This window comes from Nocardia sp. NPDC051981 (assembly GCF_040680715.1).
GTDB lineage: Bacteria > Actinomycetota > Actinomycetes > Mycobacteriales > Mycobacteriaceae > Nocardia.
The window spans coordinates 98,906-122,252 of record NZ_JBFAXK010000007.1 but is presented as its reverse complement, the minus strand read 5'-3'; the positions used below and the strand labels follow the sequence as shown (position 1 = coordinate 122,252).

Below are 23,347 nucleotides of genomic sequence, written 5' to 3'. Positions count from 1 at the left end.
TGGGTCCCAGCGTTGTATGCACCCGGGCTTTGTGGGCGGGCGCGTGTGCCGTTGCCCCAAAACTACGATCGCTCCGATACCCCTGTCTTCGTGCCGCGGACGCGACTTGACCTCCTACTCCGGTAGGAGACGTGCCCCTGCCGCCGGACGATGTACGCGGTCTGCTTCGACGGATAGCCTTGCAGAATGAACGTGACCAGCGCCACCCCCGAGGCGGTCGGGCACGCGTTGCAGGAATTACGGGAGTGGCTGCACGAAGCCGGTGTCCGGTCCCGGCGGTTCGTGCGCAACCCGGTCCGCGAATACCGGCGCTGGGTGGAGGAGACCGGTTTCGACTACCCGGTCTCGATGGTCGTGCTGGTGGACGTGATGCTCTACACGTTCAGCACGATCGCCTTCGCCCAGCGGGTGGCCGCGGGCTATTTCCCCGGCTTCCTCGCCCTGGCCGCGCTGCTCATCATCTATCTGACCGGGCCGCCGTGCGTGGTGCTCAACCTCCCGCCGCGCCCGGTCCTGCTCGCCTCGCTGACCATGGCCGGGGTGGCCCTGTTCCTGATGCAGCCGGTGCCGCTGGATGTGGCACCACTCATCCTGATCGTCGTGACCGGCGAGGTCGCGGCCATCACCCGGACATCCGTGAGCACGGTCATCGGCCTGGGCATGATCGCGGAGATCATGTTCTTCGGATACGTCGGGCACATCGACGGACTGACCTGGTTCACGCTCGGCATCCTCTTCGGGTGGTTCACCGGGCAGCTGCTGAACTACCAGCGCCGCTACCTGTATCAGGAACGCGACTACCAGGAGGTCCGCGCCCTGCAGGCCGCCGGCGAGGAGCGCCGGCGCATCGCCCGTGAGGTGCACGATGTCATCGCGCACTCACTGAGCGTCACCCTGCTGCACGTGACCGCAGCCCGGCACGCGCTGCAGACCGACCGCGATGTGGACGAGGCGATCGACGCGCTCGCCGACGCCGAGCGGCTGGGCAGGCAGGCCATGGCCGACATCCGCCGGACGGTCGGGCTGTTGGACGGGCACCATGCGCCCCAGACGCCCGAACCCGGCCTCGATGACATCGAGGATCTGGTATCGGACTTCCTCCGCGCGGGCATGGCGATCGACTTCCGCTCGGAAGGCGATCGCGGGCAGGTCTCGGCCGCCCTGGGGCTGGCGCTGTACCGGATCTGCCAGGAATCCCTCGCCAATATCGCCAAGCACGCCCCCGGCGCACAGGCTCAGGTTCGAATGATGGTCTGCGCCAGACATATTGATGTCACCATCACGAATACCCTGCCCCCCGGGGCACTGCTGCGGCCCGGTCGCGGCATGGGCATCTCGGGCATGCGCCAGCGCCTGGCCGTCCTCGGCGGCACCCTGACCGCGGGACCCCACGACGACGGCTGGCGGGTGTCCGCCCGGATCCCGACGACCGGGCAGATGCCCTGTATCGCCGCCGCGGAACAGAATCTGCGCTCCGTACTGCTGTCCATGACCCAGAAGACCCCGCAGGAGGGTACGTGATCGACCGATCCGACGACGAGCCGATCGGCGTGCTCGTCGTCGACGATCAGGAGCTGGTGCGCGGCGGGCTGCGCCGAATCCTGCGCCGCCGCGACGGTTTCACGGTGAGCGAGTGCGCGGACGGGGACGAGGTGCCCGCGGCCGTCACCGCGCACCGCCCGGACGTGGTGCTGATGGATCTGCGGATGAGGCGGATCGGCGGCATCGAGGCCACCCGGACGCTGCGAACGGTCGTGGACGCGCCGCCGGTGCTGGTGCTCACCACCTTCGACGACGACCAGTTGCTGTCGGGCGCGCTGCGGGCGGGCGCGGCCGGTTTCATCCTCAAGGACTCCCCCGCCGAGGATCTGATCCGCGCGGTGCGGACCGTGGCCACCGGCGGCTCCTGGCTGGACCCGACGGTCACGCCGCGGGTGCTGACCACCTATCGCTCGGCCCGTCCCACGCCGGCACCCGGCGGCGATCGCCTGTCCGAGCTGACCGTTCGCGAGCTCGAGGTGCTCGAGCTCATCGGCCGCGGCCGCCTCAATGCTGAGATCGCGCGCACACTCGGTATCTCGGAGGTAACGGTGAAGAGCCACGTGGGACATATCTTCGGGAAGCTCGGGTTACGCGACCGGGCAGCGGCCATCGTCTTTGCGTTTGACCACGGCGTAGTGGCACCGGGAGAATCCACCTCCTAGAGGGGTGGGTCGCGGGTCCTCGTCTGCTTCCCTCCTGAGAGTTGGAGGTTGGACGGGGTGGATGCACCGCCATCGCGGGCCGGAAGCAGGTTCGGGCCGTACGAGTTGCGCTCGCTGCTGGGCAGGGGCGGTATGGGAGAGGTCTACGAGGCCTACGACACCTCCAAGGATCGGGTCGTCGCCCTCAAGCTGCTACCGGACGAACTTGCGAAAGATCCCTCCTACCAGGAACGTTTCCGCCGGGAGTCGCAGGCGGCGGCACGGCTGGCGGAGCCGCACATCATCCCCATCCATGACTGGGGCGAGATCGACGGTGTGCTCTACATCGATATGCGGCTGGTGCGCGGGCAGGATCTGCGCTCGCTGCTGAACCAGTACGGCGCGCTGCCGCCGCTTCGGGTCATCGGGATCATCGAGCAGATCGCCGCGGCGCTGGACGCCGCGCACTACTCGGGGCTGGTGCACCGGGACGTCAAACCCGCGAACATCCTTGTGACTGATGCAGATTTCGCATATCTCGCGGATTTCGGCATCGCGCGCACCGAGGGCGATTCCACCATCACCGTGACCGGCACGGCCGTAGGGTCCTACGCCTACATGGCCCCCGAGCGCTTCGACGCCGGGCCGGTCTCCGGGCGCGCCGACATCTACTCGCTGGGCTGTGTGTTGCACGAGTGCCTCACTGGCGCCAAACCCTTCCCGGCGCACAACATGAGCGTGCTGATCCGCGCGCATCTGTCGGAGCCGCCACCGCTGACGAGCATGCTGCGCGGCGGGATTCCGGCCGCGCTGGATGCCGTGGTGGCCAAGGCGCTGGCCAAGGATCCGAACGACCGGTTCTTCACCGCGGGCGAATTCGCCCGGGCCGCGCGGGCGGCGCTGGCCGGTGGTCAGCCGGTGCCCGCGCCCGCGGGGCAGCCCCGGCCGGGCCGGACCGTGCCGCCGGGTCCGCCGGTCGGACCGCCACCGACGACCGTGCTGCCGACCGGCGCGCCCGCCGGGCCGCCGACCACGGTCGTGCCGGGCGGGACGCCCGCCGCGGGCCGCAATGCCGATCCCACTGTGCGGCACTCCGATCCCGCTGTGCGGCAACCTGATCCCACTGTGCGGCAACCCGGTTCCGGGCTCGGCCTGAACACCGGGGCGATCCCGGCCTACATCACCGGATCCTTCCCGGCCGCCGAGGAACCTTCGCCCACAGGGGATCTGCCGGTCATCCTGCCGTCGGATCCGACCCGGGTGCGGGTCAGCGATTTTCACTACACGCCGCTGCCGGCCGACGCCCACCAGCAGGCGGTCTGGGGCCATGCCCAGGCGCGGCAGCGGGATTTCCCGTACGCGCCGGCGCCCGATCCTTCGCTGTACCCGACCGCGGATCACCCCATCGTCCAGCCGCCGCCCCGCAAGCCCGGAAAACGGAGCAAGGGCAAGTCGATCGCGGCGCCACTGGCGATCGGCGTGCTGGTGGTCGCGGTGGCCGCCGTTGCCGGTGCGGTGGGCTGGCAAGTCCTGGACCGCTCCGGCAACGAAGCACCCATAACGACGGCGGCACAGGGTGTTCCGGGCACTACCGCCCCGCGGTCGCAGCAGGCGGGCCCGGCGGCGACGACCCCGGCGCCCACCACAGTGCAACTGCCGGCGGGAGCGACGTCGTGTCCACCGGTGTATGCGGCGCTCGGCGGTTACGCCAGTTCCGCGATCGGAAACACGGTCACTACCTGCCCTTTCGCGGAAGAGGTGCGCCGAGCCTATGCCGACGCGGCTTCTGGTCGGCAGGCTTCGGCAGTTAGTGTGATGGCAGTGAGCCCGGTGACCGGCCGGTCTTACACGATGAACTGCACGGCCGCAGGCAAATTGGTGACCTGCGTCGGTGGCGAGAACGCGGTGGTGTATGTCTATTGATCCAATTCCAGCCTGTCGCAAGGGGTTTGTGCGCGGGCTGGCGCTGGCGGCTGTCCTGGCCGTTTCCGCTTGTAGCCCGAATCTCGGTGCTGTACAGCGTCATTCGGCGCAGTCCGATGAGATCAAGCCGGTCGGCGACAGTTCCGCGCTACCGGTCCCGAGCATGATCGGACCGGATTTGCCGGAGCTGTTCGGGCTGCCGAAATCGGTCGCGTTCGCAGCGGATTTCAACGATCTGCAGGCCACCCTGGACGGCCGGGTCGGCGTGGCGGTGATGCCCGTCGGCGGTGGCGACATGACCCAGCTGGGTGAGTGGACCACCGGCATCGCCTGGTCCACCATCAAGGTGCCGCTGGCGCTCGCCGCGCTGCGCCACGATCCGGTGGGCATGCGCTCCACCGCCGAGGCCGCCATCACCTTCTCCGACAACGATGCGGCACAGACGCTCTGGAACTCGCTGGGCACCGGCAGCGAGGCCGCCGACGCGGTCGAGGCGGTGCTGCGCGAGGCCGGCGACGCCACCACCGACGTCGCCGCGCGCCACACCAAGCTGGCCGCGCTGGAGTCCGACGATCTGCTCGCCTTCGGCGCCACCGACTGGTCGCTGGCCGATCAGGTCCACTTCGCCTCCCGGCTGCCCTGCCTGCCGCGCGCCAATTCTGTGGTCTCGCTCATGAGTGAGATCACCCCCAGCCAGAGCTGGGGTCTGGGCCGGCTCATCGGCGCGGAATTCAAGGGCGGCTGGGGTCCCGACGACGACACCGGCAAGTACACCGTCCGCCAGTTCGGGCTGGTCCCGACGCTGAACGGACCGGTGGCGGTGGCGCTGGCGGCCGAGCCCACCTCGGGCAGTTTCGACGACGCCACGGACATGATGGACAAGCTCGCGCTGCTGGTCGGCGACCATCTGCCCGACCTGCACGGCGGACTCTGCTCGCGCTAACACATTCGGCGCGTATTCGTTTCAAAACGCCCAGCGTGCACCCCCAATCGGGCATGAGCCGGTGAAAAACGTCCATACCCACCGGGTTTGACCACCAGTGTCCCGACCCACAACAATCCTTGCGATTGACGGGTCCAGGTGCGTCCGCTAGGAACAGGGAACGCACCGGACACCGGGGCAGATGGAGGTTACGGGGTGCACGCACCGTGTTCGCGGAACGCTGACCAGCGCGACGCACTGGACAGCACACGCGATGCGGGGTACAGATCCCGTTGGCGCGGACGGCGGCTCGCGCGGGGATGCGGAGCGCTGGCCGTGCTGGTCGGGGCGCTGACCGCGTGCAGCAGCAAGCCGGTGCTGGTCCCGGACAAGACCACCGTGGCCGCGGCCGCGCCCAGCGCCGCCAGCCCCACCACCGTCATGGCGCTGCCGGGCTCGCTGGCCTGGGACTTCACCAATGACCTGAAGCCGTCGCTGGCCGGCAAGGTCGGGCTGGCCGTGATGCCGGTGGGCACCGATCGGGTGCTGGCCCTGGGCGATTGGAGCTCCGGGCCCGGCTGGTCGACCATGAAGGTCCCGCTGACCCTGGCGGCGCTGCGCAAGAGTGCGGGCAACCAGGTGGCGGCGGTCAACGCCATCGAATACTCCGACAACTCCGCCGCCGACACCCTCTGGCAATCGCTGGGGACCCCCGAGGTCGCAGCCCAGACCGTCCAGGACGTGCTACGCGAGGGCGGCGACACCGAGACCACGGTGCCCGCCACCCGCGCCCGGGCCGACTACTCCGCGTTCGGCCAGGCCGAATGGTCGCTGGCGAATCAGTTGAAATTCGCCGCCAAACTCCCCTGCCTGGCGCAATCCGACGACGTCACCTCGCTGATGGGCAAGATCAGCTCCACTCAGCGCTGGGGGCTGGGCAATCTGGACGGCGCCATCTTCAAGGGTGGCTGGGGACCCGATCCCAGCGGCAACTACCTGGTCCGGCAATTCGGACTGATCCCCGTGGACGGCGGCCAGATCGCCATCGCGGTTGCCACCCAGCCCAATTCCGGCTCCTTCGACGAGGGCACCACGATCCTCACCAAGATCGCCACCCTGATCGGCAAGCACCTCGACGAACTCAAGGGCGGTACCTGCACCGCCGGCTAGCGGAAACCGTAACCCGCGGTTCACGGGGGCGGGGATCACAGGCCGCCGATCTAAGGGCAAGATGGGGATCATGCGCATCGGAGTCTTGACCGGAGGCGGAGACTGCCCAGGCCTGAATGCCGTGATCCGTGCTGTCGTTCGTACCGCGAACGGCCGCTGGGGGGATGCGATCGTCGGCTTCCAGGACGGCTGGCGTGGCCTACTCGAGGATCGCAAGATCCAGATCCTCAACAATGACCGCACCGATCGGCTGCTCACCAAGGGCGGCACCATTCTGGGCACCGCGCGCACCAATCCGGACGTGCTGCGCGCCGGACTCCCCCGCATCAAGCAGACCCTAGACGACAACGGGATCGACGCGCTCATCCCGATCGGCGGCGAGGGCACGCTGACCGCCGCCTCCTGGCTGGCCGACGAGGGCGTGCCGGTGGTGGGCGTCCCCAAGACCATCGACAACGACATCGACTGCACCGATACCACCTTCGGCCACGACACCGCCGTCTCCATCGCCACCGAGGCCATCGACCGGATCCACACCACCGCCGAATCCCACCAGCGCGTCATGCTGGTCGAGGTGATGGGGCGGCACGCGGGCTGGATCGCCATCAACTCCGGCATCGCCTCCGGCGCGCACCTGACGCTGGTGCCCGAGGTGCCGTTCGACGTGGACGAGGTCTGCGCCATGGTGAAACGCCGCTTCCAGCGCGGGGATTCGCACTTCATCTGCGTGGTGGCCGAGGGCGCGCACCCCGATCCCACGTCCATGAGCCTGCGCGACGGCGGCATCGACGAATTCGGGCATGTGCGGTTCACCGGCGTGGCCCAGCAGCTGGCGCCGGAGATCGAGCGGCGCATCGGCAAGGAGGTCCGGGTGACGGTGCTCGGGCATGTGCAACGCGGCGGCACCCCGACCGCCTACGACCGCGTGCTGGCAACGCGTTTCGGCGTGCACGCCGCGGAAGCCGTGCACGCCGGGCGATTCGGGCAGATGGTGGCGCTGCGCGGCACCGAGGTGGAACTGGTGCCGCTGTCGGAGGCCACCAAGCAGCTCAAGCTGGTGCCGCAGGATCGGTACCGCGAGGCGGCCGCCTTCTTCGGTTGAGCCGGCTCGCTCCGAGTCGAAACACACTGCGGCATACGGCCCTCGCGCCTGTCGGTGCGAGGGCCGTTTCGCGTTGCGGGAGCCGGATAGACCGCAGCCCCGGACTCAGTCGCGCAGGACTCGACCCAGTAGCGGCGCTGGGCTCGGTCGCGCCGCTGAACTCAGCTGAACTCAGTCGCGCCGCTGGGCTCAGTCGCGGTGCTGGGCGTAATGGCGGGCGGCGCGGGCGCGGTTGCCGCAGGCGACCGAGCACCACTCCTGGCGCGGATGCGATTTCAGGAAATAGCGCACGCAGCGCGGGGCCGGGCAGACGCGGATCTGGGCGGCCTGGGTGCCGGAGAAGAACTCGATGGTGGCGTCGGCCAGACCGGCCATGACGGTGGCCAGGTCGTCCGAGGTCAGCAGCCGGTGGTCGGTGTGCGGACCGGTGTCGTCCCACGCCAGCAGCCGTAGCGCGGGGGCCGCCGCGCGGTTGACGGCGGCCAGTGCGTCCGGGAAGGCCGGCAGCACGGCGGCGTCGGCGGAGCTGGGTGGTTGGGGCGCAACGTATTCCGCGAACAGCGCGCGCACGTTCTGCCGCAGGTCCACCAGGGCGGCGCGCTCGTCCTCGGTGGGCAGGTACGCCTCGAGGTCCAGGTACACACCGACATTCGCGGCATTGGCGACCAGCCACTCACGGGTGGATTCGGGGGTGCCGAAGGCGTCCGTGAGGCCACGGCTGGTGGCGCGGATGGTGTTCGCCAAACGGAGTGCCAAGGGATCGACCATGGTCACATTCTAACGGGTATTGCGTTTTCGTTCCATGATGTTCTAACGTGTGAAAGCACAATCTTCCGTTAGAAAAATGAGGACGCCATGATCACCCCGATCGACAACGCACCCCTGCTGGACGAGGTCAAGAAGCGGATGGGCCGGGTGCCGAACATGACCAAGGTGATGGCCAACGCGCCCGTGGTACTGGAGGGTTACCTCGGGCTGTCCGGCGCGCTGAAGAAGGGCACGCTGCCGGCCCCGACCTCCGAGCGCATCGCGCTCACCGTCGGCGCGGCCAATGACTGCGGCTACTGCGTCGCGGCGCACACCTTCACCGGCAAGCGTGTCGCCAAGCTGAGCGACGCCGAGGTGGAGGCGGCCAAGGGCGGCGCCTCCGCGGACCCGAAAGAGGCTGCGGCCGTTGCCTTCGCCCGCGAACTGACCGAGAGCCGGGGCAAGGCCGATCCGGCCGCCGCACTGGCCGCGGGGTGGACGCAAGAGCAGGTACTCGAAATCGTCGCCCTGGTCGCCCTGCAGACCCTGACCAACTACGTCAACAAGGTCGGCGAGACCGAAAACGACTGGCCCGCCGCCTGATCTGTCCTATTCCTGGCGCGATCGGACCCCTCGGGGACCCGGCGCGAATCCTTAAGGTCGGAAATCATGAACGCCGTCAAGAACACCAGCCTCGTCGACGCGCAGGTGCTGCGCAGCCTGCTCCGCAACGGCATCGTCATCCGCGCGGTGGCGCTGGCCGTCGCCACCATCGTGCTGCTCGCCATCCACCACCCGACCTGGGTGCCCTACTCGGTGAGCGCCTACGCCATCTGGAACGCGGCCGCGATCACCCTCAACTCCGCCCGTGCCGCCACCGCCCGCACGGCCTGATTCCCGTTGCCGCCACCGGATTCCGCCGGGCCGAGGTTCAGTCGTCGAACCGCCCGGCGGCCAGGGCGGCGGTGAACCGATCCCAGTCCGCCGGCGGGAAGATCAAGGCCGGACCGCTGGGGTTCTTACTGTCCCGGACTCCGACGCCACCGGAGAGGAAGGCGACTTCCACGCATTCCTTCGCACCGGTACTGCGGACGCTCTTGAACCACCGGACGCCGGGTTCGACGCTCACGTCGCATACTCCTTCGCTGCCCTCCGCAGGAGGTCTCTGCTGGTCGTCTCGTCCAGCGCGGCGCGCAGAATCGCTTGGTAGGCCTCGCGGTATCGGTCGACCGCGGCCTGCTTCTCCAGGTAGAGGTCGCCGAGGAAGTTCTCCAGATAGACGACCGTGGGTTCGACAGGCCGGTTGCCCGCGTCCCGGCCGAAATCCAGGATCACGAACGGGCCGACGGTGTGGCCGATCGGTACGCCCGCCGAGAAGGGTAGTACACGAACAGCGATCGTCGGCAGTGTCGACATGTCCGCGACGCGTCGCAGCTGCGCGGCCATTACGCGCGGGCCGCCGACAACGCGGCGTAATGCGGTTTCGTGCACCACGACCTCGAAGGAGGCCGGACTTCGCTTGCGCGTCAAGAGGCTTTGACGACGCGTCTTCAACTGCACGCGGCGGTCCAGTTCGTCATGCGCAGCATCCGGCCAGTAATCATTGATCAGAACCCGGGCGTACTCAGCGGTCTGGAACAGTCCCGGGATGATCTCCGGCTGATAGGAGATGAGGGCGCGGGCCGAAGCCTCCAGGCCCACATACATATTGAAACCCTCGGGAATCAGATCGCCGTATTCGTGCCACCAGGACTTGACGCCGGCCTGTTGCGCGAGGCCGGTGAGCGCCGAGCTGAACTCGTCGTCGAAGTCGTAGATTCGGCACAGTTCCCGGACATCGAGGATTCGGATCTTCTCGGCATTACCGGTTTCCAGCCGCTGCAGCTTCGATTCGCTCCACTCCATCAGCGCCGCCGCCTCAGCGATCGTCATATTGCACTGCATCCGGCCTTCCCGCAGGTATCGCCCCAGTTGACGACGCGGCAGAGTCGAACCATGCTCCGACATCGAATCCTCCCCCACGAAGGCGGTTTTCGGTCACTGCGAATGATGCTCCCACGCGATATGAATGCTGACCTGGCGCTTTCGGAAAGTTTCCCACCGCGCCGGGGCTGCGATTGTCGGTTCGCCGAAACGGTGCTGGACTGGAGTCGCGCCCGGTGAGAACCGGAGCCCTGATATCTCTGGGCCCACTCGTCCCCGAGCCGGGCGCACCCAATCCCTCCCCGACCGCTCCGCGGTCGCTCGGTATGACCAGGCGTGACAAGGGATCCGAATGCGGTGTGGCACCTCACGAATCTCGGTAGGCTTGACGAGGCCCGGCGCGGATGCGCCGCATGCCGAGCACCAGCGCCGGACCGCGAATTGTCCAGCCTCCTGCGCTGCCCCCGGTGGACACCATGATGTATCTGTTCGACTGCACGATGGACCCCGGCGACCTGGCCCTGCCCCAGGCCCATCAAGCCATGCAGATCCACAAGTTCTGCACCGTGGACAACTGCCTGGTCCGCCGCCGCGCCCGCCAAATCCTGGTCGACAAGGGCCAAATGGTCCTCGGCCCCCGAGCCGACCCGAGCCCCGCGACCGAAATTCGATGGGCCCCGTAGCCCGACCTACGCCCGCACCTACCCCGACACCACGACAACGGCGACGATCACCAGCAGCACCAGCGCCACCACCGCCAGCCCCAGCACCACCACCGCGGTGAGCTGCGACGCCTCCGCCCGCTGCGACGTCGGAATCAGCCCGGGTCGCACCTGATTCCCCGGATAGGGCGGCACACCGTACCCAGGCCCACCCTGCGCCATACCCCCATAACCGCCATACCCCGGCATCCCGGCACCTGGGCTTCCGGAACCGGGCATGTCGGCCACACCGCCCGAAACCTGCTCGTACGCAGCGAACTCAGACGACGCCGAGTCGAACGTCGGCCCGCCAACGCTCTCCGCCCCGCCGCTGCTCCGCGCTCCGCTGACACCATCCGTGCCACCGGAGATGCTGGTCTCACCGGGCACGAACGCCCCCGAATCCCGATGCCGCGACACTCCGCCCGATTCATCCTCAGCGCCACCAGAATCCGCCGCGCCTACCCCGGCAGCACCGGACTCCACTTCTCCGGCGGCAGTACCGGACTCCATCTCAGCAGCGGCACCTGACTGCGTCCCTCCTGCAGCACCGGAATCCGTCCTCGCCGACTCCGATGCCTCGTCACGGCGGATCGGTTCACCGACCCACATCTCACCCGCACCGTCCATCACACCCGGTGGCGCACCAGCCGACTCCCCCTCCCCCACAGCCGCTGTCGGCTCGGTCACCGACCCACCAGGTGTGGCCGGCGGCACTACCTCCGTCCCGACGGGCTGCGCAAGCTCTGTCACCGGCTCGACGAGGATCTCCTCGAAGCCAGCCGACCCGGCGACCCCTCCGAGACCCCGCTCCCCCGAATCCGATTCGCCCGTTCCACCGGCAACCGACGGCTCCGAACCGCCGCCTCCCGCCGAACCCGGCGAATCCTCATCCGCCGCTGCGGATCCCGCTCGCTCCGGCCGGTCGGTATCCGACACGGGCCCGGCCGCACCCCCGGTCGAGAACTCCTCGGGCTGCCCCGCCGAAACCACCGGCTGCGGCACGACATCCGTCGGCCGCTGCGACGCATTCTGCGCATCCACATCCGCCAACCGATTCGCCCACCCGGCATCCGTTGGCTCGACATCCGGTGCCGCCTGCGGCGCTCGCGGCTGCTGCGAAATCTCGGGCGCGGGGGGCTGCGGTGCCGGCGCGGGGTAGGAGGACTGGTATGGGGGCGGGGGGTAGGCCGGGGCGGCATAGCTCGGGGCGGCAGCGGGCGCGGGGGCTGGTGGCTGCGGACCCGCCGACTGTGCCGGAGGCGGGTAGCCGGGGGCGCTGACGGGCTGCTGGGAGGCGGGAGGCGCGGACTGTGGTTGCGGCGCTGGGTAATTGGGCGCGGGCGGTTGCTGCGGGGGTGAGGGATAGGCCGCGGGCTGGGGTGGCAGAGCCGTGGCGGGGTAGGGCTGGGGTGGGGCCGGGTAGGCCTGGCCGGGGTAGGGCTGGGGAGCGTAGTTCGGTTGGGGGGCGGGGAGATTGGGGTAGGCGGGGTGGAGGGGCTGCTGGTGGACTGGGTGCTGGGCCGGCGGCCCGGAGAGGGCGCGGCGGGCGGCCTTGGCGAAATCGGTGCAGGTGGGGAAGCGGTCGGCGGGGCGTTTGGCCATGGCCTTGGTCAGGACGGCGTCCATGGCGGGCGAGAGGCCGGGGCGGCGCAGGGAGACGGGAGGCGGGAGGAGCTGGAGGTGGCCGCGGATGAGTTCGGCGGGGTGGGGCGAGTCGTAGGGGCCTGCGCCGATCAGGAGCCAGTAGAGGGCGCAGGCCAGGGAGTACTGGTCGGTGGTGGGGTCCAGGTGGGCGCCGGTCATCTGCTCGGGCGAGGCGTAGGCGAGGGTGGCGGTGAACATGCCGGCCTGGGTGAGGTGGGTGGAGTCCTCGCGCAGGCGGGCGATGCCGAAGTCGGTGAGAAAGACGCGCTCGCCGTGGCCGGCGACGGCGCGGGCCAGAATGATGTTGGCGGGCTTCACATCCCGGTGCAGCACCCCCATGCCGTGCGCGTAGTCGAGGGCGCTGGCCACCCCTTCGATCACCTGTACGGCCCGCTCGGGCGGCAGCGTGGCGACATTGATGCCGGCGGCGTCCACCCCGTCCACGTACTGCATGGAGATCCACAGCATCTCGTCCTCGGTGCCGCGGTCGTACACCTCGACGATATTGGGGTGGTCCAGCCGCGCGACCAGATCCGCCTCGCGTTCGAACCGGGCGCGAATCTCCCTGTCCGCGTACAGTTCCCGGTTCAGCAGCTTCAGTGCCGTCAACTTGCCCAGGCGGGGATGCCGGGCGAGATAGACCGAGCCCATCCCACCCTGTCCGAGCAGTCGTTCGATGGTGAACCCGGCGAACACGTCACCGCTATTCAGCACTGGCTACGACCCCCTTCCGGTGACGTACAAGTCCGTGAGCCTACCCGTCGAAACCCTGTCCGGGCAGGTCAGCCCGGGGTCACCAGTCCGGATTCGTAGGCCAGCACCACCGCCTGCGCCCGATCGCGCAGGTTCAGTTTGGTGAAGACCTTCGACACGTGCGTTTTCACCGTTTGTTCTGCGACAAAAAGGCTTTCGGCGATCTCGGCATTGGACATGCCGCGCGCCACCAGCTCCAGCACCTCACGCTCGCGCGGGGTGAGCACCGACAGCTGCGGCGCGGGTGCGCGCCGGGCCCGGCGACGCGTGACATCGGCGATGAGCCGGCGCGTCACGGTCGGCGCGAGCAGCGCGTCACCGGCGGCCACCACCCGCACCGCGCGCACCAGTTCCTCGGCGGGGGCGTCCTTGAGCAGGAACCCGCTGGCACCGATGCCCAGGGCCTCGTACACGTAGTCGTCGATATCGAAGGTGGTGAGCATGAGCACCCGCACCGGCGGTTCGAACCCGGCGGAGAGAATGGAGCGGGCGGCGTCGAGCCCGTTCATCTCCGGCATGCGCACGTCCATCAGCACCACGTCGGGGCGCAGCCGTTTCGCCTCGGCCACAGCGATTTTCCCGTCCGGCGCGTCCCCGACCACGCTGATGTCGGGCTGCGCCGCGAGCAACGCCCCGAACCCCTGCCGCACCATCGCCTGATCGTCGGCGATCAACACCGTTATCGCCACAGTCCCACCTCACGCACGACACCGAGTTTGCCATGCCCCGACCGGAACGGCCCGCGCGACGACGACTTCGCACCCCCCATCGCGGGTGCCCGGCCGGACCCGGCCCGGTGACCCCAACCCCGGACTCAGTGGCCGGAGCCGAGCGTCTCCGCGCTGGCCGCGGCACTCAGCACGGGCGCCAGCGGCAGCCGGGCCTGCACCTCGAACCCGCCGTCCGGCCGGGGCCCGGCGGTGAGCACGCCGCCGACCGCTGCCGCACGGGTCTGCATACCGGCGATACCGCTGCCGGGCGTGCCCGAGTGATCACCCGGCCGCACCGCGATCGGCCGATCATTGGCGACGGTCAGGGTCAGCTCGCCCGCGCAGGCGAGGTCCACGCGCACCGCCGCCCCGGGCGCGTGCCGGGACGCATTGGCCAGTGACTCCTGCACGATCCGGTAGAGCGCCAGGCCCGTGGTCTCGGGCACGGTGTCGAGGCTACCGTCGACGGTCCAGGTGAGCGGCACTCCGGCGCGCTGCGCGCCCTCGAGCAGACCCGGGATGTCGGCGGCCGAGGGCTGCGGCGCGTGCTCGGGCAGCTGCCCGTCACTGCGCAGCACGCCCAGCATGCCGCGGATCTCGTTGAGCGCCGCCCGCGCGCCGACGCCGATGGACTCGAATTCGGCTCGGGCATCGGCCGACAGCCCGCTGATCCGATACGGCGCGGTCTGCGCCTGCACCACCACCATCGACATGTGGTGCGCCACCACATCGTGCAGGTCGCGGGCGATGCGCGCCTTCTCCTCCAGGATGGCGCGGCGGGCCCGCTCCAGCTCGGTCTCCTCCTCCGACTTGAGCAGCGCCTGCCGCGACAGCACCACCCACCGGATGAGCAGGCCGAACACCACCAGGCCGGTGATGGCCAGCGGCCAGCCGAACCCGGATTCGGCGAAGCTGTCCCCGGTCTGGGCCATGGCGGTGGCGAACAGCAGCGAGGTCGCCACCCACACCACGGCCACGATCCGGATGGGGGCGCGCACGGCCACCGCGAACACCAGGGCGAACAGCACCAGGATGTGCACCACCTGGAACGGGATCGAATTGCCCGGCTGATGCGGCACCGCGAGCGCGATCATCAGTGCCGAACCGGCCGAAACCGCCCATCCCAGTGGCGGATTCACCCGCAGCAGCAGAATCGGGAACGCGGCGAAGCCCGCGATGAACGGCGCGGCCGCCGCCGGAACCTTGTGCGTCAGATGCAGCGTCGGCCAGGCCACCGCGATGAAGACGATCGCGAGCAGGACCGTGAACCCGTCGAACACCTGCCGCGCCCGTGCGACACGGGCCTGCCCAGACATATTTCCGACCATGCCCTCGACGGTAGAGACTCCGCGCCGCCCCCACCTCATACCCCTGAGTGATCTCCCACCCCCTACCCCGGTACGAGACGTCGGCACGCCTCCCCCGCCTCGCCCACCGCGGAACCGCCCCGCAGGCTGAGGCCCCGGTCGGAGCCCGATTCCTAGCGTCGAGATCCATGAGAGCGTTCCCGACTTCCCGCCGGATCTCGACCCGTTCCACCGCACCCGTAGCGGCTGCCGGCCGCGCAGCGGACACCACGTGAGAGACCTCGCGCCCCGCGACCGCTGACCTACTGGCGGCCGATGACTCGACGAGTGCCATGTCCCCCGGCCCTGGCGTGTCAGGCCACGACCGCCGGGCCCGGCAGCGCCGATATGGTGCGCTCGCGGCGGCCGCGGCGGCGATGTGCTCGGCCGGTGTGGCTTTCGCCCCGGGCGCTGGGGCCGTGATCAGCGGGCCGGACACGCCCGAGAACGCCGCCGCCCGCAGCGGAATCCTGGAATCGGTTGCCGAGCAGCCGGATCCCGCGCTCATCCCCGAGGATTTCGTCACCACGGCCGGATACCGCCCGGTGGTCGAGGCGGGCATGCTCATCAACCCGAACGGTGACTGCTCCTCCCCTGTCCCGCTGCCCGCCGAATTCGATCCGGCCTGCAAATCCCACGATCTCGGCTACGACCTGCTGCGCTACGCGGCCGCGCACGGCCAGACGCTCGGCCCGTGGGCCCGGCAAACCGTGGACGCCGCCCTGGAACGACGCATGCACGCGGCCTGCGACGCCCGCGAGAACCCGGTCTCGCGCGCCCAATGTCAGGTCATGGCCAGCGTGGCCACCACCGCCGTGGACCTGAACTCCATCCGCCAGGACTACGGCAACCCCATCTACGAGCCCTTCTTCGAGCACTCCGGCTACGCCCCCTCCCCGGCCACCCTCACCCTCGCGGGCCTCGGACTCGCCGCTGGACTGGCCACGGCGACAACCATTCTCGTGCGCCGCACACGCGACCGCCGGACCACCCTCGCGCATTTGCGCGGTCCCGACGCACTCGATGGCATGGCGGTGGCACTGTGACCCGCCCACCCGAGACCACCGGCGCCCGCGAGGTCGAGCGCTCGCTCCCGTCGGGACACCGGGACGAACCACCCACTGCGGCAGATCAACTCGGATTCGTCCCGACTCATGCGGTGGATCAGGCAATTCCTGCTGCCAGCCTCCCACCCCACGGTCAGGAAGGCCCCGGCGGCGACGTGCGTGCGGAAGTGGTCCCCACGGCGAACGGAGAGCCGACCGGACCTCGGGCGGGAGGCCCCGCTGCCGTGTTCCGGGGTGCGCCTCGAATGTGGCTCGGGCGGGCGAAATTCCATGTCCCACGAGTGGGGACCAGTGCCGCGGTGGCGGGCGGAACCATGATCTCGCTGGCGCCGGGGCTGCTACCGCGGACACCGTCGGCGCAGGCGATCCTGACCGCACTCGTGGTGCTGATCGGATTGGGGCTGGCGGCGATCATCCGAACGGTACTGCGGTGGACGCGGTTCGGGATCGAGCATCTGACACGCGGCCGAGTTCCGGCGCTGATCGCGGGGATGGTGCTCGTCGGGGCCGCGATGGGCTACGCCGAACATTGGCAGAACACCTTGCGCGCCGCCATGGGAGTCGCGGGTATCGGACCCGGGTACTGGGTACGGTGGCTGACCTGGACCGTGCCGCTCGTCGTCGCCGTGGTCACCCTGGCGCGCGGAGTGGGCTGGGCGGTGCGGAGATTGGGGCGGGTGCGCAGTATCGCGGCGGGGGTGGCGCTGCTGGTGGCGGGGCAGCTGGTGGTCGTGCCGACCGTGGTGGAGTGGCGTCGGGCGGCCTATGCGGCGGCCAATTCGTATGTGGATCCGGATTTGGTGCAACCGGATTCGCCGACGCGGTCGGGTAGTCCGGTGTCGATGGCGAGCTGGCCGTCGCTGGGGGCGGAGGGCCGCCGGTTCGTGGCGGGGGCTCCGGCGCGGACCGTGCGGGTGTACGTCGGGTTGAACTCCGCGCCCGATCTGGATTCCCGGGTGGCGCTGGCGATCCGGGAGCTGGAGCGCACCGGCGGACTGCAGCGCCGCAATCTGGTGGTGACGGTGCCGACCGGTTCGGGCTGGATCGACAGCGATGCGTCCAAAGGTCTCGACGCCCGCTTCGGCGGCGATGTCGCCCTGGTCGGTCTGCAGTACTCCGATGCCCCGAGCTGGGTCACCTTCGTCTTCGGCCGCAGCGCCGCCGAGCAATCCGCCCGCGCCCTGTTCCGGGCCGTGGAGCAGCGGATCGCGGCGCTACCGGATCCGCCGAAGCTCTATATCTACGGTCAGAGCCTGGGCGCGCTGGGCGGCAGCGCCGTCTTCACCGATGCCGCCGACCAGGACCGCCGTGTCTGCGGCGCGCTCTGGGCGGGCCCGCCCGCCGGGCAGGTGCAGCACGGCCGCGCGGCGGTGCTGGCCAATGCCTCCGATCCGGTGGTGCATTGGTCGCCGGCGCTGCTGTGGCGCGCACCGGATCTCACCGGCACCCGCCCGGACGCGCCGGTACCGCACTGGCTTCCGGTGATCAGCTTCCTGCAGACCACCGCCGACCTGCTGGGCGCGCTCGACGCCCCGCCCGGTCACGGTCACCGCTACGGCGCCGACCAGGGCACGGTCATGCCGGACTGCTGAGCGGCGCCGCGGAATTCGCGGGTGAAGTCGGCGGCCAGCCGTTCGATGGCGGCTGCCGCGTCGAGGCCGGCGCGCCAGGGCGCGGGGATGGCGTGCACCCCGAGCCGGGCCCCGAGCAGCGCGCCGCAGACGGCCCCGGTGGAGTCGCTGTCCCCGGAATGATTCACCGACAGCAGCACGCCGTTGCGGAAGATCTGTTCCGGTGTGCCGCCCACGTTTTCGGCACATACCGCCGCGCACACCCCCAGCGCCAGCGCCTCGGACCCGATGACGCCGGTGCCCAGCGGTTCCAGTAGTCCGGGCGGCGGCATGGGCCGGCCCCGGAAGGCCACGGTGTCGGCCAGCCGCACGGCCGCGTCGAGTGCCTGGGTGGTTTCCTCGTGATCGCGGTTGCGAACCAGCTGCGTCCGAGCCTGTTCCACCGCCGCCCGCACGTCCAGTCCCCGGCAGAGCCCGTACACGATGGCCGCGAACGCGCCCGCCGGCAGCCAGCCGCTCGGATTGCCGTGGGTGAGTGCCGCCGCGTCACAGGCCAATTCGAAGGCGTACTCCAGCGAGGGCATGAACCCGCACGACGCGGATCGCACGGTGGCCGCACAGCCCTTGGAGTCGTTGATCGGATGATCGCGGGTGCCCAGCGGAATTCCGGGCTGCTGCCGCGCCGCCACCCGCAGCATGGCCGAGATGGTCGTCTGTGTCGGCCCCCGATAGGTCATCAGCTCCGGGTATCCGGTCAGCCCGCTCTGCAATGGCACCGGCTGTTCCGGCACCGCCGCCTGTCCCTGCCCGCGCAGCCACACCAGCAGGTTCTCCTGGATCATGCCCACCGCGGCGGCGGTGCCGCGCTCGCGTGCCCGCGCGCTGCGGATGAGCGCCTCCATGGTGAACAGCGCCAGCTGCGTCTCGTCGGAGATGCGGCCCCGATAGCCGCTGCCCGCCCCGGTGACGCCCTGGATCCCGTAGCGCTGCTGGATGTTCGGCAGCAGCATGGTCTCGATCGGCGCGCCCAGCGCGTCTCCGACGGCGCCGCCGAACAGGCAGCCGAGCACGGTGTCCGGACGCGGTAGCCGGTCCGCGACCGGCCCGCGCGGCCGCCGCACCAGCGACACCGGTTCGGCCACCGTCTCCCAGGCGGTCTGCGCGAATTCGAAACAGGTGTCGTAACGGTCGCGCGGATCCTTGGACAGTGCCTTCCGCAGCACCGCGTCCAGTTCCGCGGGCAGCTCCGGCCGCAGCAGGCTCACATCGGGCGGCGGGGATTGCAGATGCCCGAGCATGACGGTCGCGATATTCGGTGCGTCGAACGGCCCGCGCCCGGTGAGCAGCCGAAACAGCGTGCACGCCAGGGAATACTGGTCCGAGCGCGGCCCCATGGGCGCCGAGGTGAGCTGTTCCGGCGAGGCGTAGGCCAGGGTGGCATTGAGCATGCCGGTGCGGGTCAGGTGCGCGGTGTCGTCGAGCACCCGGGCGATGCCGAAGTCGCTGAGCAGCGCCCGCTCGGCGAATCCGGCGCCGATGCCGCCGGAGCGGGACAGCAGGATATTGGCGGGCTTCACATCCCGGTGCAGCACGCCGCGCCCGTGCGCGTAATCCAGTGCGGCCGCGGTCTGCACGACGATCTCGACCGCCCGGTCGGGGCTGAGGTCGTAGGGGTCGATGGAGGCGCAGTCGACTCCGTCCACGTACTGCATGGCGATCCACAGCTGCTCGTCGTCATCGCCGCGGTCGTAGACGGTGATGATGTTGGGATGGTCGAGCTGGGCGATGACGTCGGCCTCGCGTTCGAACCGGAGGCGAGTCTCGTTCTCGCCGAACATCTCCCGGTGCAGCAGTTTGAGCGCGATGAGCCGCGGGAGCCGAGGGTGGCGGGCAGCGTAGACCGAACCCATTCCGCCACGGCCCACTTCGCGCTCGATCACGTAGCCCGCGAAGACTTCGCCGCGTCGCAACATCCCCAAGAAAACCCTTCACACACGCCGAACCGCTGCCAGCCTACCGGTCTGGGCCGACAGGCCGCAGGCATTGCCCGATCGGCCGGACGCCGATCGAGCGGAACCCGACAAGTCCGGCAGTGAGAGTCGGGCAACCGGACGGACAGCGCAGGGTCCGGGCCGGTGGACAGGAACGGCCCCCGCCGGTGGATACCGGCGGGGGCCGAATTCGCTTGTGGGACCGCCTCGATCAGGCTGTCGCCATGGCCTGGATCAGGCTGCCTTTATGCCTTCGCGCTCAGGCGATGGGCCCGCGGGCCGCCTCGTAGGCCGCGCCGACCCGGTAGAGCCGGTCGTCGGCCAGCGCCGGAGCCATGATCTGCAGACCGACCGGCATGCCGTCGTCCGCGCTCAGCCCGGACGGCACCGACATGGCGCAGTGCCCGGCCAGGTTGGTGGGCAGCGTGCACAGATCCGAGAGGTACATGGCCAGCGGGTCGTTGACCTTCTCGCCCAGCTTCCACGGGGTGAAGGGGCTGGTCGGCGAGACCAGCACGTCGACGGTCCGGTAGGCCTTGTCGAAGTCCTGCGCGATCAGGTTGCGGACCTTGTTGGCCTGACCGTAATAGGCGTCGTAGTACCCGGCCGACAGCGCGTAGGTGCCGATCATGATGCGGCGCTTGACCTCCGGGCCCAGCCCGGCCTCACGGGTCATGGACATGACCTGCTCGGCCGAGTGCGAGCCGTCGTCGCCGACGCGCAGGCCGTACCGCATGGCGTCGAAGCGCGCCAGGTTCGACGACACCTCCGACGGCAGGATCAGGTAGTAGGCGGGCAGCGCGTATTCGAAGTGCGGGCACGACACCTCGATCACCTCGGCGCCCAGTTCCTTCAGCTGCGCGACCGCGGCGTCGAAGGAGGCGATGACGCCCGGCTGATAGCTGTCGGAGTGAAGTTCCTTCACCACACCGACTTTCAGGCCCGTCAGGTCACCCTTGGCGCCCGCGCGGGCGGCGGCGACCACCGGCGGCACCGGCACATTGCGGGAGGTGGAGTCCTTCGGGTCGTAGCCCGCGATCACCTCGTGCAGCAGCGCGGTGTCCAGCACGGTGCGGCCGCACGGGCCACCCTGGTCCAGCGAGGACGCGCAGGCGACCAGGCCGAAGCGGGACACGGTGCCGTAGGTCGGCTTGGTGCCGACGGTCGCGGTGACCGCGGCGGGCTGGCGGATGGAACCGCCGGTGTCGGTGCCGATGGCCAGCGGCGCCTGATACGAGGCGAGCGCCGCGGCGGAGCCACCACCCGAACCGCCCGGAATCCGGTCGGTGTCCCAGGGATTGCGGGTCGGGCCGTACGCCGAGTTCTCGGTGGACGAGCCCATGGCGAACTCGTCCATGTTCGTCTTGCCGAGGATCGGGATGCCCGCCTCGCGCAGCTTGGTGGTGAGCGTCGCGTCGTACGGCGACACCCAGCCCTCCAGGATCTTCGACCCGCAGGTGGTCGGCATGTCCGTGGTGGTGAAAACGTCCTTGAGCGCCAAGGGAACACCGGCCAGCGCCGAGACCACCTTGCCGCCGGCGACCTGACGGTCCACCTCGGCGGCGGTCAGCAGCGCCTGCTCGCCGGCCACGTGCAGGAAGGCGTTGATCTCCCCGTCGACCTCGGCGATGCGCTGGATGTGGGCCTCGGTGACCTCGACCGAGGAGACCTCGCGCGCGTGGATCTTGTCCGCGAGTTCGGCCGCGGACAGCTTGGTCAGGTCTGTCATTCGCCCTCTCCCAGAATCTGCGGAACCATGAACCGCTGCTCGTCGACGGCCGGCGCCATGGCGAGCGCCTGCTCCGGAGTCAGGCAGGGCTGCTCCGCGTCCGGGCGCGTCACATTGGTCTCCGGATTCGGGGATGCGGTGGCGGGCACGTCCGCGGCGGCGACCTGCGAGATCTGTGCGACGTGGGTCAGGATGGAATCCAGCTGACCGGCGTACAGATCGAGTTCGTCGTCCGTCAAAGCGAGCCGGGACAGCCGGGCGAGGTGAGCGACCTCGTCCCTGGAGATGGCGGGCACCGCGGGACCCCTTTCGGCATGGTTCGAGCTTGGTGATTGGCCATTCGACAGCCTAGTGGGTCGCCTCGAGCCAGCGGTCGCAGGTGTGCGCCAGAACTGGCACCATCAATGTGTAACCGATGGGTAAGTGGCCCGCGTCACACGGAATGGTTCGATTCGATAACGAGCTCTCGAGGGTGTAAGTATTGCGGGACTCGGGTACCCGTCCGAAAGTTTCGGTCGCACAGTAAAGAAAGGAAGGCACGTGTCTTATCTGCTTCGCGTGCAACTTCCGGATCGCCCAGGGAGTCTCGGATCGCTGGCATTGGCGCTGGGTTCCGTCGGCGCGGACATCCTCTCGCTGGATGTCGTCGAACGAGGCGACGGCTTCGCGATCGACGACATCGTGGTGGAGGTGCCCTCGGGCGCACTGCCCGACACCCTCATCACCGCGGCCGAATCCCTGCACGATGTGCAGGTCGATTCGCTGCGCCCGTACTCCGGGATGCTGGACACTCACCGCGAACTCGAGCTCATCGATCAGGTCGCCAATGCGCGTGACGATCGTTTGCAGGTGCTGGTCGACGGCGTGCCGCGGGTGCTGCGGGTGGGCTGGTCGATCGTGATCGACATGGGCCCGCAGGGCGCGTATCGCGTGGTCGGCTCGCAGAGCGCCCCGTCGACCCAGGCGGCGTCGGCGCCATGGATGCCGTTGGAGAAGCCCACGGTCCTCGACGGCGAGGCCGACTGGCTGCCGCAGCTATGGAAGGACATGGACACCAAGCTGGCCGCGGCGCCGCTCGGCAATACCGGCAAGGTGCTGCTACTGGGCCGTCCGGGTGGTCCGGATTTCCGGCCGTCGGAGGTCGCGCGGCTCGGCTACCTGGCCGGCATCGTCGCGACCGCGCTCGGCTGAGCCGCACCACCTTTCTCGCACCGCGTTTCACGCCCCGCCGGCGATCCGGTGGGGGCGTTCTCACCAGTACCCGTCGCCTCGGGCGTGTGGCCGCTGCGCCCCTCGCAGCCGCGGCGCCGGCGGTCGCCGGTCTTCCACTCACTGCGGCCGCCGAGGCCGAACCGAGCGAGCGCAAGTCGCGTGCCGGCGCCGGATGTCTCTGGGCGGGAACGACTCACCCACAGGGCAGCACCGTGGTCGCGGGCGGCGCCACCTTCCGCTGCGGAACCCGGTCGGGCGCGCCGTACTGGTTCGCCGGGGCCGCCACCGATCGGCCGAGCACCGTTCCTACCCCGGGCGCGACCGCCAGCCCGGTCGGCAATTCAGCGCCGGTGCAAGACAACCCGGCACCAGCTACACCGACTTCTGCGTCGGCAATCAGCTCATCCCCGGCACCGACGATGTGTACCAGGTGGTCCGGCTCCCCGGCGACGTCATGCTCTGGAAGGCCGCACACCCGATCTCGCAGTGGGACTTCGACACCGCCCGCCCCGCGCCGACCTGGCGCGCCGCGTCGCTCTGCATCGACGGCGTCCTGACCTGAGCGGGTACACCCGGCAATCCCGGCGCGTTCTCGGACGAAATCCACCGCCCGAGATCGCGGCCCGAACATGCCGGGATGGCAGACACTT

22 protein-coding genes are annotated in these 23,347 nt (G+C 69.7%); 13 read left to right on the top strand and 9 right to left on the bottom strand.

Going from position 1 to position 23,347, the window contains the following annotated elements:
- Window positions 1–186: 186 nt before the first annotated feature.
- The 6 genes from AB0L60_RS15765 to AB0L60_RS15740 all read left to right on the top strand — a co-directional run bounded on the left by AB0L60_RS15765 (window position 187) and on the right by AB0L60_RS15740 (window position 7,300).
- Complete coding sequence (locus AB0L60_RS15765; protein WP_364613472.1) at window positions 187–1,521, top strand: histidine kinase; 1,335 nt, start codon at window positions 187–189, stop codon at window positions 1,519–1,521.
- Between the two features lie 29 nt (window positions 1,522–1,550).
- Window positions 1,551–2,204, top strand: a complete 654-nt coding sequence (locus AB0L60_RS15760) for a response regulator transcription factor (RefSeq protein WP_364613985.1) — start codon at window positions 1,551–1,553, stop codon at window positions 2,202–2,204.
- Between the two features lie 57 nt (window positions 2,205–2,261).
- Entirely contained in the window at window positions 2,262–4,106 is a 1,845-nt protein-coding gene (locus AB0L60_RS15755; RefSeq protein ID WP_364613469.1) for a protein kinase, read from the top strand.
- Between the two features lie 163 nt (window positions 4,107–4,269).
- Window positions 4,270–5,049 (top strand): hypothetical protein, encoded by a 780-nt coding sequence (locus tag AB0L60_RS15750; RefSeq protein ID WP_364613466.1) that lies wholly within the window; start codon window positions 4,270–4,272, stop codon window positions 5,047–5,049.
- A 315-nt stretch (window positions 5,050–5,364) separates the two neighbouring features.
- Window positions 5,365–6,198 carry a hypothetical protein gene (locus tag AB0L60_RS15745; RefSeq protein WP_364613463.1) on the top strand — a complete coding sequence of 278 codons (834 nt, stop codon included), beginning with the start codon at window positions 5,365–5,367 and terminating at the stop codon, window positions 6,196–6,198.
- A 70-nt stretch (window positions 6,199–6,268) separates the two neighbouring features.
- Complete coding sequence (locus tag AB0L60_RS15740; protein WP_364613460.1) at window positions 6,269–7,300, top strand: ATP-dependent 6-phosphofructokinase; 1,032 nt, start codon at window positions 6,269–6,271, stop codon at window positions 7,298–7,300.
- Between the two features lie 189 nt (window positions 7,301–7,489).
- Here AB0L60_RS15740 and AB0L60_RS15735 read toward each other — a convergent pair whose 3' ends face one another.
- Window positions 7,490–8,068: a CGNR zinc finger domain-containing protein gene (locus AB0L60_RS15735; RefSeq protein ID WP_364613457.1), complete on the bottom strand. Its 579-nt coding sequence runs from the start codon at window positions 8,066–8,068 to the stop codon at window positions 7,490–7,492.
- A gap of 87 nt (window positions 8,069–8,155) precedes the next feature.
- On the opposite strand from AB0L60_RS15735, the gene AB0L60_RS15730 reads away from it, so the two are divergent.
- Both AB0L60_RS15730 and AB0L60_RS15725 read left to right on the top strand, forming a co-directional pair.
- Entirely contained in the window at window positions 8,156–8,650 is a 495-nt protein-coding gene (locus AB0L60_RS15730; RefSeq protein ID WP_364613454.1) for a carboxymuconolactone decarboxylase family protein, read from the top strand.
- A gap of 66 nt (window positions 8,651–8,716) precedes the next feature.
- Window positions 8,717–8,941, top strand: a complete 225-nt coding sequence (locus AB0L60_RS15725) for a hypothetical protein (protein ID WP_364613451.1) — start codon at window positions 8,717–8,719, stop codon at window positions 8,939–8,941.
- 37 nt (window positions 8,942–8,978) lie between these two features.
- Here the strand turns inward: AB0L60_RS15725 and AB0L60_RS15720 are convergent, their stop codons facing one another.
- Window positions 8,979–9,176: a DUF397 domain-containing protein gene (locus AB0L60_RS15720; RefSeq protein ID WP_364613448.1), complete on the bottom strand. Its 198-nt coding sequence runs from the start codon at window positions 9,174–9,176 to the stop codon at window positions 8,979–8,981.
- Entirely contained in the window at window positions 9,173–10,054 is an 882-nt protein-coding gene (locus AB0L60_RS15715; protein ID WP_364613445.1) for a helix-turn-helix transcriptional regulator, read from the bottom strand. Before AB0L60_RS15715 ends, AB0L60_RS15720 begins: the two co-directional genes overlap by 4 nt.
- 329 nt (window positions 10,055–10,383) lie before the next feature.
- On the opposite strand from AB0L60_RS15715, the gene AB0L60_RS15710 reads away from it, so the two are divergent.
- The gene (locus AB0L60_RS15710; protein ID WP_364613442.1) at window positions 10,384–10,653 is read left to right on the top strand and encodes a hypothetical protein; all 270 of its coding nucleotides are present in this window, start codon (window positions 10,384–10,386) and stop codon (window positions 10,651–10,653) included.
- 18 nt (window positions 10,654–10,671) lie between these two features.
- On the opposite strand, the gene AB0L60_RS15705 is transcribed toward AB0L60_RS15710, so the two are convergent.
- The 3 genes from AB0L60_RS15705 to AB0L60_RS15695 form a co-directional block, all read right to left on the bottom strand.
- A complete protein-coding gene (locus tag AB0L60_RS15705; protein WP_364613439.1) occupies window positions 10,672–13,032 on the bottom strand; it encodes a protein kinase in 2,361 nt (786 codons plus the stop codon).
- Window positions 13,033–13,100: 68 nt separating this feature from the next.
- On the bottom strand, window positions 13,101–13,760 hold the full coding sequence (locus AB0L60_RS15700; RefSeq protein WP_364613436.1) for a response regulator transcription factor: 660 nt from the start codon (window positions 13,758–13,760) through the stop codon (window positions 13,101–13,103).
- Between the two features lie 125 nt (window positions 13,761–13,885).
- Complete coding sequence (locus AB0L60_RS15695; protein ID WP_364613433.1) at window positions 13,886–15,109, bottom strand: histidine kinase; 1,224 nt, start codon at window positions 15,107–15,109, stop codon at window positions 13,886–13,888.
- 311 nt (window positions 15,110–15,420) lie between these two features.
- Here AB0L60_RS15695 and AB0L60_RS15690 point away from each other — a divergent pair, with 311 nt between their 5' ends.
- Both AB0L60_RS15690 and AB0L60_RS15685 read left to right on the top strand, forming a co-directional pair.
- Window positions 15,421–16,173 (top strand): hypothetical protein, encoded by a 753-nt coding sequence (locus tag AB0L60_RS15690; protein ID WP_364613430.1) that lies wholly within the window; start codon window positions 15,421–15,423, stop codon window positions 16,171–16,173.
- A gap of 302 nt (window positions 16,174–16,475) precedes the next feature.
- Window positions 16,476–17,786, top strand: coding sequence for an alpha/beta-hydrolase family protein (locus AB0L60_RS15685; protein WP_364613427.1), 1,311 nt, complete (start codon window positions 16,476–16,478; stop codon window positions 17,784–17,786).
- Here AB0L60_RS15685 and AB0L60_RS15680 read toward each other — a convergent pair.
- From AB0L60_RS15680 to gatC, 3 genes are all read right to left on the bottom strand, one after another.
- A complete protein-coding gene (locus AB0L60_RS15680; RefSeq protein WP_364613424.1) occupies window positions 17,747–19,738 on the bottom strand; it encodes an ADP-ribosylglycohydrolase family protein in 1,992 nt (663 codons plus the stop codon). The two genes, AB0L60_RS15685 and AB0L60_RS15680, sit on opposite strands and share 40 nt — an antisense overlap.
- Window positions 19,739–20,015: 277 nt before the next feature.
- Window positions 20,016–21,485: an Asp-tRNA(Asn)/Glu-tRNA(Gln) amidotransferase subunit GatA gene (gene gatA, locus AB0L60_RS15675; RefSeq protein WP_364613421.1), complete on the bottom strand. Its 1,470-nt coding sequence runs from the start codon at window positions 21,483–21,485 to the stop codon at window positions 20,016–20,018.
- Window positions 21,482–21,781, bottom strand: a complete 300-nt coding sequence (gene gatC, locus AB0L60_RS15670) for an Asp-tRNA(Asn)/Glu-tRNA(Gln) amidotransferase subunit GatC (RefSeq protein ID WP_354835250.1) — start codon at window positions 21,779–21,781, stop codon at window positions 21,482–21,484. Before gatC ends, gatA begins: the two co-directional genes overlap by 4 nt.
- Window positions 21,782–22,025: 244 nt before the next feature.
- On the opposite strand from gatC, the gene AB0L60_RS15665 reads away from it, so the two are divergent.
- Complete coding sequence (locus AB0L60_RS15665; RefSeq protein WP_364613416.1) at window positions 22,026–22,676, top strand: amino acid-binding protein; 651 nt, start codon at window positions 22,026–22,028, stop codon at window positions 22,674–22,676.
- Window positions 22,677–22,869: 193 nt separating this feature from the next.
- Window positions 22,870–23,259 carry a hypothetical protein gene (locus AB0L60_RS15660; protein ID WP_364613413.1) on the top strand — a complete coding sequence of 130 codons (390 nt, stop codon included), beginning with the start codon at window positions 22,870–22,872 and terminating at the stop codon, window positions 23,257–23,259.
- Window positions 23,260–23,347: the final 88 nt, after the last annotated feature.